The 14,066-nt window shown below is 72.2% G+C and carries 10 protein-coding genes; 2 read left to right on the forward strand and 8 right to left on the reverse strand.

What is annotated here, in order from left to right; all coding sequences use genetic code 11:
* The first annotated feature begins 22 nt into the window (after window positions 1–22).
* A complete protein-coding gene (locus SNR22_RS25765; RefSeq protein WP_320069244.1) occupies window positions 23–2,863 on the forward strand; it encodes an adenylate/guanylate cyclase domain-containing protein in 2,841 nt (946 codons plus the stop codon).
* Window positions 2,864–3,005: 142 nt separating this feature from the next.
* Here SNR22_RS25765 and SNR22_RS25770 read toward each other — a convergent pair whose 3' ends face one another.
* The 5 genes from SNR22_RS25770 to SNR22_RS25790 all read right to left on the reverse strand — a co-directional run bounded on the left by SNR22_RS25770 (window position 3,006) and on the right by SNR22_RS25790 (window position 9,755).
* A complete protein-coding gene (locus SNR22_RS25770; RefSeq protein WP_320069245.1) occupies window positions 3,006–4,673 on the reverse strand; it encodes a glycoside hydrolase family 10 protein in 1,668 nt (555 codons plus the stop codon).
* 330 nt (window positions 4,674–5,003) lie between these two features.
* The gene (locus SNR22_RS25775) at window positions 5,004–5,828 is read right to left on the reverse strand and encodes a carbohydrate ABC transporter permease (protein ID WP_320069246.1); all 825 of its coding nucleotides are present in this window, start codon (window positions 5,826–5,828) and stop codon (window positions 5,004–5,006) included.
* A 10-nt stretch (window positions 5,829–5,838) separates the two neighbouring features.
* Entirely contained in the window at window positions 5,839–6,801 is a 963-nt protein-coding gene (locus SNR22_RS25780) for a sugar ABC transporter permease (RefSeq protein ID WP_320069247.1), read from the reverse strand.
* A 6-nt stretch (window positions 6,802–6,807) separates the two neighbouring features.
* Complete coding sequence (locus tag SNR22_RS25785) at window positions 6,808–8,139, reverse strand: ABC transporter substrate-binding protein (protein ID WP_320069248.1); 1,332 nt, start codon at window positions 8,137–8,139, stop codon at window positions 6,808–6,810.
* A 101-nt stretch (window positions 8,140–8,240) separates the two neighbouring features.
* Window positions 8,241–9,755, reverse strand: a complete 1,515-nt coding sequence (locus tag SNR22_RS25790; protein WP_320069249.1) for an alpha-N-arabinofuranosidase — start codon at window positions 9,753–9,755, stop codon at window positions 8,241–8,243.
* A gap of 201 nt (window positions 9,756–9,956) precedes the next feature.
* Here SNR22_RS25790 and SNR22_RS25795 point away from each other — a divergent pair, with 201 nt between their 5' ends.
* A complete protein-coding gene (locus tag SNR22_RS25795) occupies window positions 9,957–10,976 on the forward strand; it encodes a LacI family DNA-binding transcriptional regulator (RefSeq protein WP_320069250.1) in 1,020 nt (339 codons plus the stop codon).
* A 138-nt stretch (window positions 10,977–11,114) separates the two neighbouring features.
* Here the strand turns inward: SNR22_RS25795 and SNR22_RS25800 are convergent, their stop codons facing one another.
* The 3 genes from SNR22_RS25800 to SNR22_RS25810 form a co-directional block, all read right to left on the reverse strand.
* Window positions 11,115–11,843 carry a methyltransferase domain-containing protein gene (locus tag SNR22_RS25800; RefSeq protein ID WP_320069251.1) on the reverse strand — a complete coding sequence of 243 codons (729 nt, stop codon included), beginning with the start codon at window positions 11,841–11,843 and terminating at the stop codon, window positions 11,115–11,117.
* 156 nt (window positions 11,844–11,999) lie between these two features.
* Window positions 12,000–12,314 (reverse strand): hypothetical protein, encoded by a 315-nt coding sequence (locus SNR22_RS25805; protein ID WP_320069252.1) that lies wholly within the window; start codon window positions 12,312–12,314, stop codon window positions 12,000–12,002.
* A gap of 39 nt (window positions 12,315–12,353) precedes the next feature.
* Window positions 12,354–13,991 (reverse strand): ABC-F family ATP-binding cassette domain-containing protein, encoded by a 1,638-nt coding sequence (locus SNR22_RS25810; protein WP_320069253.1) that lies wholly within the window; start codon window positions 13,989–13,991, stop codon window positions 12,354–12,356.
* Between the last annotated feature and the right edge of the window lie 75 nt (window positions 13,992–14,066).

Raw genomic sequence — 14,066 nt, forward strand, 5'->3', positions numbered from 1 at the left:
TGACGGGGCGGAGGTTCGACGTATGTCGCCAGAGATCCACCTCCCGAGCGGATTGGTGACCTTCGTGTTCACCGACATCGAGGGTTCGACGCGACTGGCCCAACTACTCGGTCCCGGGTACCGCCCGGTGCTGCGGGAACACCGCCGTCTGCTGCGTCGCACCCTGGCCGCCACCGACGGCGCGGAGCTGTTGACCGAGGGGGACTCGTTCTTCATCGCGTTCCCGGACGCCGGAGCTGCGCTCACCGCCTGCCTCACCGCGCAGCGCGCGCTGACCTGCCACGACTGGCCGGCCCCCGAGGCCGCCCCCCGGGTCCGGATGGGCCTGCACACGGGCTGGGCGGAGCCCCGCGACGGCGAGTACGCCAGCACTGAGGTACACCGGGCGGCCCGGGTGTCCGCCGCCGCCCACGGCGGGCAGGTGCTCTGCTCGGGGTCCACCGCTCGGCACGCCGACCCGCTGCCGGCCGGCGCGTCCCTGCTCGACCTCGGCCTGCACCGGCTGCGCGGCTTCGACGACCGGGAACGGTTGTTCCAGCTCGTGGCGCCCGGCCTGGAGCGGCAGTTTCCGCGGCCACGCACCGCCGACGCGGTGGCGCACAACCTGCCGACCCAGGCCACCTCGTTCGTGGGCCGGGAAACCGAGCGGGCCGAGCTGCGCCGGCTGGTCGAGGGGCACCGGCTGGTCACGGTGCTCGGTGCGGGCGGGGCCGGCAAGACCCGGCTCGCCGTCGAGCTGACCGCCGCGATGGTGGAGGAGCACCCGGACGGAGTCTGGTTCGTCGACATCGCCACGGTGACCGACCCGGGGCTGGTGGCGTTCGCGGTCGCCGCCGTGCTGGGGCTGCGTCCGGAGCCCGGTCGTCCGATGGTGGACACCCTCGTCGAGTACGCGTCGGCCCGCCGGATGCTGGTCCTGCTCGACACCTGCGACGCCCAGCCGTCCGCCTCCGCGGAGCTGATCTCCCGGCTGCTCGCCGGCGGGGGTGGGATCCGGGTACTCGCCACCAGCCGCGAGTCGTTCGGCCTGCCCGGCGAGGTGGTGTGGCGGATTCCGTCGCTGTCGGTGGAGCCCGGGCAGGACGGTGCGGAGAGCGATGCGGTGGCGTTGCTGCTGGACCGCACGGCGGCGGCCAGGGGTGGGCGGCAGCCGGCCCCGGCCGAGTCGGCGGACCTGCGGCGGGTGGTACGGCGGTTGGACGGCCTGCCGCTGGCCATCGAGCTGGCCGCAGCCCGGCTGCGGGTGCTCTCCGTCGGCCAGCTCGCCGAGCGCCTCGACGATGTGCTGGGCACCCTGGACGCCGGCCGGGATGACCCTGGCCTGCCCCGGGCCGGGCTCGGCTGGACGGGCCGCCAGCAGGACACCGTCGAGCTGGTGGCGGCCCCCCGCGGCATGGTCTCGGCCACCCCGGCGACCCGGGCGGTGCAGCGCTCGGCCAACGAGCGGCACCTCACCATGCAGGCCACCGTCACCTGGTCGTACCGGACGCTCGGCCCCCGGGCCGCGCGGCTGCTGCGCTGGCTCTCGGTCTTCGTCGGACCGGTCGACCTGCCCACCGTGGAGTGGGTGCTCGACGACGACCCGCTCGACCCGCTGTCGGTGCTGGTGGACAAGTCGATGATCCTGGCCGATCCGCACGCCGCGGGCAGCACGTACCGGATGCTCGACCCGATCCGGGCGTACGCGGCGCGGCGGCTGGTGCAGGCCGGCGAGGAACGGGCCGCCCGGGACCGGCACCTCGCCTGGTCGACGCACGCGTTGCGGCGGGCACACCTGGGCCCGGACGGCCGGCCGGTCACCCTCTCCCTGTACGCCCTCGATCCGCTCGCCGGTGAGCTGCGGGCCGCCCTGCGCTGGTGCGCCACCGGTGGCAGCGCCCGGGCGGGCCTGCGCCTGGCCGGTGGACTGGACCAGTGGTGGCGGGAGCGCGGATTGGTCCGCGAGGGTCGGCTCTGGCTGTTCCGGCTGTACGGCCGGATGGCCGAGACCGGGGAGTCCGTCCCGGAGGACGAGCTGGCGGCGGCGTACCACATGCACTCGCTGCACTCCGGCGCGGACGGCGAGTTCGGCGAGGAACTGCGCTACTCCCAGCGGGCCGAGGCGGTGGCCCGGAAGGCCGGCGACGCGGGCCTGCTGGCCCGGGTGCTGGCCGGGCGGGCGGGCCCGCTGGTCGACACGGGGCAGTTCGTCGAGGCCGAGCTGGTCTGCCGGAAGGCCATCGAGTGGGCACGCGAGTGGGACGTGGTTCCCGACGCGTTGCCCGCCGTGTTCAGCCTCGCCGAGTTGCTCTGGCGGCGGGGTGCGCTGGTGGAGGCGGCGGAATTGCTCGGCGAGGCGCGCCCGGTCGAGGCGGCCCGCCCGGCGGATCGGGGGCGACGGTCGGTCGACATGCTGCTCGGCATGGTGGCGTTGGGCCGCCGGGACCTGGTGGCGGCGCACGAGCACCTGCTGGCGGCGCTGCGGTCCCGAATGAGCCACGGCTTCCACCGCAGGGCCTGCGACACCCTTAACGCGATCGCGGTGCGCTGCGCCGTCGGGGAGGACCCGCTGACCGCAGCCCGGCTCTTCGGCGCGGCCCAGGCGACCCGGGCGAGCATGCGCTCGACGCCCGGCATCTACGGCCCCTACTGGCTGGAGCAGCAGGCCGCGCTGCGCCGGGCGTTGGGCGACGAGGCGTTCGACGACGCGTACGGCGAGGGGAGCGAGCTGGGGCTGGAGGAGGCGGCTGCGGTGGCGTTGCGGGTCGAGCACCCGGACCTGGGCGAGGGCTCGGTCCGCTTCACGACCACCGGTGCGCTCGCCCCGCGTCAGCTCGGCCCGGAGCCGGACCGCCGCTCGGCGGGCCACCCGGAACGGGCCTGACGCCGGCCACCTACCCCCTCCCCGTCAGGCGGCGGCGCGGGCCTCGGCGTTGGCCGTGGTCATGAACGAACATCTGTCGACATGAGTTGGAACAGACGAATACCCCGGGGCGCTGGGGCGTCCCGGGGCGTTCGTCCTGTCGTCAGCGCACGAAGCGCGGTGGGCTGACGAGGCTCTCGTTGGACAGCCGGTCCAGCGCGGTCACATGGTAGGTGTACCGCTTGTCGGCCTCAGCGGTGGTGTCCACCCAGGACTGCACCGCGCCGGGGGTGGCCCGGACGGTGGCGACCAGGTGGGACGCGTCGGCGAAGCCGCACTTCCCGGCCAGGCCGAATGCGTCGAACCGGTAGATCGCGTACGAGGTGGTCCGGCCGAACGGGCCCACGCCGTCGGCCAGTTGCCGCCAGCTCAGCAGCACCCCGTCGTCCTGCCGTTGTGCGCCGGTGACCACCGGGGGCAGCAGCGGCTTCGCCGGCAGGTGGGGCATCGCCGGCACCAGGGCCGGGCGGGAGTAGTGCTCGGCGGCGTAGATGTCGGTGGCGCCGAGCCGGTTCGCCTTCACCTGCACGGCGGAGAAGTGCACGTTGCCGAGCACCTCCGGGTGCGCCCGGTTGAGCGTCAGGTGGTCCGACAGTTCGCGCGGGTTCTGCCAGAAAGGCCCGAACGCCGGGTCACCGCTCTTGTAGTCGGCCTGGCCGATGTAGAGCTGCACGCGGGTGCCGCGCACCGTCTCGGCCCACCACGGCACCAGCCGGGCGTAGTCGGCTGCCGGGTACTGGCCGATGTACCAGTAGAGCTGCGGCACGATGTAGTCGATCCACTCCTCCTTGACCCACTTGCGGGTGTCGGCGGAGATGATGTCGTACGACTGGCTGCCGGTGGTGTCCGAGCCGAGCGGGTCCACGGACTTGTTCCGCCAGATGCCGAACGGGCTGACGCCGAACTTCACCCACGGCTTCGCCGCCTTGATCTTGCCGTTCATCTCCTGGATCAGCAGGTTGATGTTGTCCCGCCGCCAGTCGGCCCGGTTGGTGAAGCCCCGGTTGTCCGCGGCGAACGCCGCGTCGTCCGGCACCTGGTGGGTGCCGCTCGGGTACGGGTAGAAGTAGTCGTCGAAGTGCACGCCGTCGACGTCGTACCGGGTGACAGCGTCCATCATGGCGGTCTGGACGAACTCGCGGACCTCGGGGATGCCGGGGTTGTAGTACAGCCGGCTGCCGGCGACCCCGGCCGGCGGGTACGCGAAGGTCCACTCCGGGTGCTGCCGGGCCGGGTGGTTCGGCGCGAGCTGCGTGATGTCCGCGCCCGCGCCGCCCGGGGCGGGCATGGAGATCCGGTACGGGTTGAACCAGGCGTGGAACTCCAGGTTCCGCTTGTGCGCCTCGTCGACGATGAACGCCAGCGGGTCCCAGCCCGGGTCCTGCCCGCGCACTCCGGTCAGGTACTCCGACCAGGGCTCGTGTGGCGACGGCCAGAGCGCGTCCGCGGTGGGCCGGATCTGCACCACCACCGCGTTGTGGTTCAGCTTCCGTGCCAGGTCGAGCCAGCCCAGGTACTCCGCCTTCTGGGCGGCGATCCGGTCCGGGGCGGTCTGGGACGCCTTGGTCGGCCAGTCGATGTTGACCACCGACGAGATCCACATGGCCCGGAACTGACGCTTCGGGGTGGCCGGGTCGGTGGTGCAGGAGGTGGTGGGGGTGGTGCCGGCCGCGTCGGGCTCGGCCGCGCTCGCGGCGGTGGGGGAAACGGCGACGAGGGCGCCGAGCAGTGCTACGGCCAGCCCGGCGGCTCTGAGCCGAGTTGCCTTCATCCGGTGCGTCCCTTCGTTGGGGCTCGGCGTGGCAGGGGCGGTGTGCGACGGACGTCGCTGCACCGGCCCGGGCCGGGAAACGCGGCACACACCCGACGGCAAGATTCGCCGAAGGCTATCTGTCGCTGGTAGGAAATTTTCACACCGGGCGGGGGTGGCGCAAGACCCCCGACCGGATCCGTGCCGCCCCGCCGCAGATCTGTCGTCCGCGACCAGCGCGCACGCCGTACCGTGACCTCATCGACACCGCAGGTGTGGTTCACCCCCCGGGCGGTCCGGGTAGCTGGCCGCTCACTGACCGCCACGGCAGTGGCCCAGCCGCTCCGCCGGTCATCCCTTCAGGCCACTGCGGGAGACACCCTGGATGATGTGCCGCTGAGCGAGGACGAAGAGGATCAGCACCGGCACGCTGGCCAGCACCGCGCCCGCCATGATCACCGGATAGTCGGTGGCGTACGTGCCCTGGAGCAGGCCCAGGCCCGCAGGCAGGGTGAGCCGATCCGGGCTGAACAGCACGTAGATCGGCCAGAGAAAGTCGTTCCAGTTGGTCAGGAACGACAGCACCGCGAGGGTGGCCAGGGCCGGCTTCGACAACGGCAGCAGCACCCTCGTGAAGATCTGCCAGTGGTTGGCCCCGTCGAGGACGGCCGCCTCCTCCAGCTCCGCCGGGATGGAGAGGAAGAACTGGCGGAGGAAGAAGACCCCGAAGGCGCTGGCTGCGCCCGGCACCACCAGCACGGGGAGGGTGTCCAGCCAACCAAGCCGGTCGGCGATCACGAAGTTCGGGATGATCAGCGAGGTGGGCGGGATGAACAGGGTGCCCACGATCAGCGCGAAGCCCACCCCTCGGCCGCGGAACCGCAGCCGGGCCAGCGCGTACCCGGCCATCGACGCCGTGACCAGCACCAGCAGCGCGTGCAGGGTGGCGGCCAGCATGCTGTTGAGGAACCAGCGCAGCACCGGGTTGGCGGTGTTGCCGAGGACCTGCTCGTAGCCGTACGTGGAGAACGGGTCCGGCAGCCAGCCCGTCGGGATCCGCTGTGCGTCGCCGTTGGTCTTCACCGAGGTGAGGAACATCCAGATCAGCGGGGTGAGGAACACCAGGGCCAGGATCACCAGGACCGCGTAGCGGCCGGTGCGGCGCAGAGTCGTCATGGTCTTCCCCTCAGTCTTCCCGGTACCGGAAGAACCGGAAGTTGACGACGCTGACCACGGCGAGCGCCAGCGCGAAGACGATGCTCATCGCGGCTGCCCGGCCGGCGTCGTTGTCCCGCAGCCCCTCCTCCACGATCCGCCAGACCACCGTGCGGGTCTGCTCGCCCGGGGCACCCTGGGTGATCAGGAACGACTGGCCGAAGACGTTCGCCGAGGCGAGGACCGTGGTGGTGAGCACGAAGAGCATGACCGGGCGCAGCCCGGGGATCGTGACGTGGCGGAACCGGTCCCACCCGCCCGCGCCGTCCATCCGCGCCGCCTCGTACAGCTCGGCCGGGACATCCTGGAGGCCGGCCAGGTAGATCACCGCGTTGAAGCCGGAGGTCCACCACACCGTCACGCCCACCAGGGAGACCCAGGCCCAGGGCACGTCGGTGACCCAGGGAGTGTCCGACGGCAGGCCGAGGGCGCCCAGCAGCCGGTTGGCCAGGCCCAGGTTGGCGTCCAGCAGGAAGCGCCAGAGCAGGCCGATCACCGCCACCCCGAGCACGTACGGCGCGAAGTAGACCGCCCGGAAGAACGTCCGCCCCGGAAACGACCGGTTCAGCAGCAGCGCCAGCCCCAGCGGTACGACCACCAGCAGCGGCACCGAGAGGACGGTGAAGGTCGCGGTCGCCCGGACGCTTTCCCACCAGTCCCCGTAGATCGCCGACTCGCTGGAGAAGAGGTCCCGGTAGTTGTCCAGCCCGACGAAGGGCCGGTGGGGCAGTTGCAGGTCCCACTGGTGCACGCTCAGCCAGAGCCCGAGCAGGATCGGGGCCAGCCCGAAGAGCACGAAGAGGAGCAGGTACGGCGTGAGGAAGAGGTACGGGGTGCTGGCCCGGCCGCGGCGGACCGCCCCCCGGCGTGTCCTCCCGGCCGTCGGGGGCGGCGCGTCCACCCGCGCCGCCCCGACCTTCGTCACGTCCGCCACGGGCGATCAGCTCCCGTACTTCTTGCGGTTGTCCTCGAGTTGCTTGTTGGCCTTGGCCACCCCGTCGTCGAGCGCCTGCTTCGGGGGCTTCTTGCCCAGCGCAGCCTCGTTGAAGGAGCTGTAGAAGGTGGTCATCACCTCGCCGAGGCCCGGCGCGGCCGGGGGGAACGCCGCGTACTCCAGCTCGGGGGCCAGCGCGTTGACCTCGGCGAGCGCCGTGAACTCGGCGCTGTCGCGGACCGTCTTGCGGGCCGGCACCTGGCCGCCGGCCGCCCAGTCCGCTGAGTGCTGGCTGAGCCAGTTGATGAAGACCTTCGCGCCGGAGATCTTGTTGTTGTCGGCGCCGCGCTGCTTGACGATGGTGAAGTTGTGCGAATTCGCCCAGGCGGCCCGCTGGCTGCCGATCTGCGGCAGTGGCGAAACCCCCCACTGCACGTCGGTGTTTTTCTTCAGGTCGTTGATCTGCCAGATGCCGTTCCAGTGGAACGCGTTCTTCCCGCTCTTGAACGCCAGGTAGTCGGCGTCCTGACCGACGTTGGCGGGGGAGTGCCCCCGCTTGATCATGTCGACCAGCCAGGTGCAGGCCTCGACCGCCGGGTCGGAGTTGAAGGTGGCCTTGGTGACCTCGGCGTCGAAGAGGGTGCCGCCCCACTGGTGCAGCAGCGAGTAGAAGGTCATCCCGCCGGTGAACTGGAACGGACTGACCCAGAAGCCCTGCACGCCGGACTTCTTCAGCTCGGTCAGCGCGGCGGTGTACTCGTCGCGCGTCGTCGGCGGCTTGTTCGGGTCAAGGCCCGCCTTCTGCATGACCGACCTGTTGTAGTAGAAGCCCAGCGGGTGCATGTCCAGCGGGATGCCGTACCGCTTGTTCTTGTAGAGGCCGCCCTTCCAGACGGTGGGGGCGAAATCGCCCTCGCTGAACGCCAGCGCCTTGGCCACGTCGTCCAGTTCGGCGATCACGCCCCGGGCGGCGAAGGTGGCGAGCTGATCCATGTGCATGACTGCGATGTCCGGGCCGTTGCCGCTGGAGACCGCGCCGGGCAGCTTGACGTAGTAGTCCTCCCACCGGTAGGTGGTGACCCCCACGGCGATGTTCTGGTGCTCGCTGTTGAACTGCTCGACCAGCTTCTTGAAGATGTCGCCGTCGCCGCCGGTGAAGCCGTTCCACAGCTTCAGATCGACCTTGGGGCCGGTGTAGTCCTTGCCGCCGTTGCCGGCGGTCGCGCCCCGGTCGCTGCTGCTGCCGCCGCCACAGCCGGCGAGGGTCAACGTCGCCGCGGTGCCGAGCCCGATGCCGAGGCCGAGCAGGCGACGCCGACTCATTTCGCTGTGCATCATCTGGGTGTCTCTCCTTTGGGGACGGACGGGATGAGTGTGCCGGTGCGAGAGCTGGTCCGCCGCCCGTGCGCCGGCGTGGGTGCGCCGCCCGGTGACCGCCGCTACCCGCCGACGGGGCCGAAGCGCAGCATGTTCCAGGAGGCCGCCGGCAGGAGCACCGCGCACCGACCGCCGTCGGGGGCGGGGGTGGACAGTTTCCGGGGCGTCACCCGGTCGGGCTCGGCCTCGGTGTTCGTCGCCGCCGGATCGTCTCCGGCGGCGAGGGTGAGGTGGGAGACCCCGGACAGACCCGGCAGGCCGCGCAGGTCCAGGTCGAGGGGGAGGTCGTCGGAGCCCCGGTTGACCGCGAAGACGGTCAGCCCGCCGGTCTCGTCGTCGCGCACCGCCACGGTGTCCAGCACGGGGACGTCGCCGTAACGCTTCGTGACGTACGTCGGGCAGGCCGGCTCGGTGCGCAGCACCGTGCCCCGGGCGTGCCGGGCGGTGAGGGCGAACGGGTGGAAGATGCTCTGCCGCCAGGCCGGCCCGCCGGTGCGGGTGCGGATCGGGGCGATCACGTTGGCGAGCTGCGCCTGGCAGGCGACCCCGACCCGGTCGGCGTGCCGGAGCAGGGTGATCAGCAGGTCGCCGACCACCACCGCGTCAACGGCGGTGAAGTCGTCCTCGATCAGGGCGGGCGCTTCGACCCAGCCGCGCCGGTCCAGGTCGGCCTGGAGGCGGGACTGGTACCAGACGTTCCACTCGTCGAAGGAGACCCGGAGCTTGCGCCGGTGCCGCTGCTTGGCCGCCACGTGGTCGGCGGTGGCCACCACTTCGGTGATGAAGTTGTCCATGTCCACCGCCGAGGCGAGGATGCTGGCCCGGTCGCCGTCGGACGGGTCGTAGTAGGTGTGCGCGGAGATGTAGTCGACGTGCTCGTAGGTGTGCTCCAGCACGGTCGCCTCCCAGGAGGCGAAGGTGGGCATCCCCCGGTTGGAGCTGCCGCAGGCGACCAGGCTGACCGAGGGGTCGATCATCTTCATCGCGCGGGCGGTCTCGGCGGCGAGCCGGCCGTACTCGTCGGCGGTCTTGTGGCCGACCTGCCACGGGCCGTCCAGCTCGTTGCCGAGGCACCAGAGCCGCACCCCGTACGGCTCCTTCGCGCCGTGTTCGCGGCGCAGGTCGGACAGCCGGGTGCCGCCGGGGTGGTTGGCGTACTCCAGCAGGTCGCAGGCCTCCTGGACCCCCCGGGTGCCGAGGTTGACCGCCATCATCGGCTCGACGCCGGCCGCGGAGGCCCAGGTCATGAACTCGTCAAGGCCGAACGCGTTGGTCTCGATGCTCTTCCAGGCCAGGTCGAGGCGGCGGGGCCGGTCGCCCGCCGGGCCGACGCCGTCCTCCCAGCGGTAGCCGGAGACGAAGTTGCCGCCGGGGTAGCGGACCACCGAGACGCCCAGCTCGCGGGTCAGCTCCAGCACGTCCCCGCGCAGGCCGATGGGGTCGGCGGTGGGGTGGCCCGGCTCGTGGACCCCGCCGTACACGCAGCGTCCCATGTGCTCGACGAAGGAGCCGAACAGCCGGCGGTCGACCCGTCCGATCACGAAGGCCGGATCGATGGTGAGCTGCGCGGTCCGCAAGGAGGCCACCTTTCGTCGTCGCGTCGGTGTCGTACCGCCGCCGGAATCCACGCCGACGCGACGGCGACGATGCCGATCGGGTGATCTGGGTCACCCGCCTTCCTGGTTTCTACAACGTTGTAGGCAACGTTGTAAAGGGTCTGTAATGCGGTCGTGGCACGGTAGGGTGCCGTGCCGGCAGTGCCAACGGGGAGGCGTCAGGTGCGACACAGGCTGAAGGACGTGGCGGAACGCGCCGGGGTGTCGGTGAAGACCGTCTCCAACGTCGTCAACGGTTACCAGCACGTCCGGCCGACGACCCGGACCCGGGTCGAGCAGGCCATCGCCGAGCTGAACTACCGGCCCAACCTCTCCGCCCGCAACCTGCGCAAGGGGCGTACCGGGGTGATTGCCCTGGCCGTGCCGGAGCTGGACATCCCATACTTCGCCGAACTGGCCCGCCACGTGGTCACCACCGCCGCCGAGCTGGGCTGGACGGTGCTGATCGATCAGACCGGAGGCGGCCCGGAACGGGAGCGGGCGGCCGCCGCCGGCATCGGCGACCACCTCATCGACGGGCTGATCTTCAGTCCGCTGGCCCTCACAGCGGAGGACCTGACCGGCCTGGACGGCACCCCGATGGTGCTGCTCGGCGAGCGCGTCGACCACGGCCCGGCCGACCACGTGGGGATCGACAACGTGACCGCCGCCCGCGAGGTCACCGCCCACCTGATCGGTCTCGGCCACCGCCGGATCGCCGCGATCGGCGCGCAGGGCACCGCCGAGGGGGCCAGCGCCCGGCTCCGGCTGGCCGGCTACGCCGCCGCTCTCGCAGACGCCGGCATCACGTACGACGAACGGCTCGTCGCGCCCGCGCCGGCCTGGCATCGCGCGGACGGCGCGGCCGCCATGCGCCACCTGCTCGACACCGGGGTACGCCCCGACGCCGTCTTCTGCTTCAACGACACGCTCGCACTGGGCGCCCTACGGGCGCTGCACGAGGCGGGCCTGCGGGTCCCCGCGGACGTGGCGGTGGCCGGTTTCGACGACATCGAGGACGGCCGCTTCTCGATCCCCACCCTCACCACCATCGCCCCGGACAAGGCGCGCATCGCCAAGCTGGCGGTCGAACTCCTGGCCAACCGCATAGCCGGCGACCGCCAGGCCCCTCCCAAAGAACTAACCGCCCCGCACTACCTAACCCCCCGCGAAAGCACCACCCCACCCCCAACACCCACCTGACCCACCCCCACCCCCCACCCTCTCCGCGTTGATCATGGAGTTATTGCCCGCTGCACGGCGCGTCGTTGGCAATAACTCCATGATCAACGCGGTGGGTGGGTGTGGGTGTGGGTGGGTGGGGGTGGGGGTGGGGGTGGGTCAGGTGAAGAAGCGGGCGAGGTGGGAGTTGGGGATTGGGGTGGGGTTGGGGGGTTGGGGGGTTAGATCGGCGAAGATGCTGGCGCCGTCGCAGCCGGCGTGCAGGGGGTACCAGTGCGGGGTGCCCGGCGGGCGCTGGAGGCAGATGCCCTTGAACGTCTGCACGTCCAGCAGCCGGACATGGGTCGGGTCGGCCACCGCGTTCACGTGACCCCACCAGGGGCTCATCACGTGTAGCACGCCGCCCGGCCGGAGCACCCGGTGGCACTCGTCCACCAGCGGCAGAAAGTCGATCAGGTGCTCCAGGATGTGCACCGCGAAGATCACGTCCACCGAGTCGTCGGCCAGCGGCAGCGAGCCGGAGAGGTCGGCCACCGCGTCCACGCCCGGGGCAGGGCAGATGTCCAGCCCCAGGTTGTCCGGGTACTGCTTGGTGCCGCCGCACCCCAGGTCGACCACCACCGGATCCCGGCCGGCGACCCGGACCCGGCCCCAGACCCCGAACACCCCGGCGAACCGGCCGACCAGGTCCCGGACCAGGCGCAACTGCGCCGCGTCGTCGACCTCGCCGGTCAGGTGGGCCACCCCCCGGTCGAAGCGCACCCGCACCGCCAGGTCGCGCAGCCGCTCGTCGTGGGACGACTGATCCGCCCACGCCTCGGCGAGGAAGTCGTCAACCGCCCGCAGCCGCTCGGCCGAGGGCGGTGTCGTCTGGGTCAGCGCGACCATGGGCCACCTCCGGTGCGCCGATACCCGGATCGGCGGCCGGTATGCCCCGCACGGTGGGCGGATCAGCCGGAGACGCGGCGGCCGGTATGCCGCCAGCCCGGTGGGCGGATCAGCCGGAGACGCGGCGGCCGGTATGCCGCCAGCCCGGCGGGCGGATCAGCCGGAGACGCGGCGGGCGGGGCGGCCCGCGCCCCGGATGCGCTGCCGGGGCGCGGTGTCCGGCTTGGGCCGCTTGAGGTGGTACCGGTGCAGCTCGCTGTTGCCCGGCAGGGACGGGTCCTCGCTCATCACGACCAGCTCCCAGCCCTGGTCGCCGGCCCGGTTCAGGTGGGCCAGCGCGGTGTCGCCGTACGGGGTGACGTCGACCATCGAGCCGTCCGGGCCGTACCAGACGAACACGATCTCCCAGCCGACGTCGGTGCTGGCCGCCTGGCGACGCCGGACCAACAGCGCGTACTCCCACTTGAGCATGGAGTCATTGTCACCCCGCCGGCCCGGGTCGGCACGCTGTCAGTCCTCGGCGATCCGTCCCGCGTCCACCCGCACCCGGCGGTTGACGGCCACCGCGTCGAGCATTCGCCGGTCGTGGGTGACCAGCAGCAGCGTCCCGGGGTAGGTGGCCAACGCCGACTCGAGCTGCTCGATGGCCGCCAGGTCGAGGTGGTTGGTCGGTTCGTCGAGCACCAGCAGGTTCACCCCGCGCCCCTGGAGCAGCGCCAACGCCGCCCGGGTCCGCTCGCCGGGCGACAGCGACGCCGCCGGCCGCAGCACGTGCTCCGACCGTAGGCCGAACTTGGCCAGCAGCGTCCGCGCGTCCGCCGGCGCCAGCTCCGGTACGGCCAGCCGGAACGCGTCCAGCAGGGGCTGGCCGCCGAGGAACAGCCCCCGGGCCTGGTCGACCTCGCCGACCACCACCCCGGGGCCGAGCGCGGCGTGCCCGGCGTCCAGCGGCAACCGGCCCAGCAGCGCACCGAGCAGGGTGGTCTTGCCGGAGCCGTTCGCCCCGGTGATCGCCATCCGGTCGGCCCAGTCGACCTGGAGGGTCACCGGGCCGAGGGTGAAGCCGCCCCGGCGTACCACGGCGTCGCGGAGCGAGGCCACGACGGCGCCGGCGCGGGGCGCGGCGGCGATCTCCATCCGCAGCTCCCACTCCTTGCGCGGCTCCTCGACCACGTCGAGCCGCTCGATCAGCCGCGCGGTCTGCTTGGCCTTCGCCGCCTGTTTCTCGCTCGCCTCGGAGCGGAACTTGCGGCCGATCTTGTCGTTGTCGGTGGCCTTGCGCCGGGCGTTCTTCACGCCCTTGTCCATCCAGGAGCGCTGGGTGCGGGCCCGGGCCTCCAGGCCGGCCCGGGTGTCGGCGTACTCGTCGTATTCGTCGCGGGCGTGCCGGCGGGCCACCTCGCGCTCCTCCAGGTACGCCGCGTAGCCGCCGCCGTAGTGCCGGACCTGCTGCTGGTGCAGATCCAGCTCCAGCACCCGGGTCACCGTGCGGGTGAGGAACTCCCGGTCGTGGCTGACCAGCACCGTGCCGGCGCGCAGCCCGGTGACGAAGCGCTCCAGCCGGTCCAGCCCGGCCAGGTCGAGGTCGTTGGTGGGCTCGTCGAGCAGGAAGATGTCGTACCGGCTGAGCAGTAGCGAGGCCAGCCCGGCCCGGGCCGCCTGGCCGCCGGAGAGGCCGGTCATCGGGTGGTCCAGGTCGACGATGAGCCCCAGCTCGGCGGCGACCTGCTCGGCCCGCTCGTCGAGGTCCGCGCCGCCGAGGTCCAGCCAGCGCTCCAGCGCCTCGGCGTAGGCGTCGTCGGCCCCGTCCGCCTCCGTGGCCAGCGCCTCGGCCGCCGCGTCCAGCGCCGCCTGCGCGGCCGTCACCCCGGTTCGCCGGGCCAGGAAGCCCCGGACCGTCTCCCCGGGTCGGCGCTCCGGCTCCTGCGGCAGGTGCCCGACGGTCGCGGTGGGCGGGCTCAGGGTGACGCTGCCGGCCTCGACGGGCAGCAACCCGGCGAGGGTACGCAGCAGCGTCGACTTGCCCGCCCCGTTCGCCCCGACCAGGCCGATGACGTCGCCCGGGGCGACCACCAGGTCCAGGTCGGCGAAGAGCAGCCGCTCCCCGTGCCCGGCGGCGAGCTCCTTGATCACCATCGTCGCGCTCATGAGGAGGCGAGCCTATCGGCCCCGTCCACCGGACTCGCTCGCCGGTCCGGCGGTGGGTTCCGCCACCCGCCCCGC

The organism is Micromonospora sp. RTGN7, from assembly GCF_033804645.1.
Taxonomy (GTDB): Bacteria; Actinomycetota; Actinomycetes; order Mycobacteriales; family Micromonosporaceae; genus Micromonospora.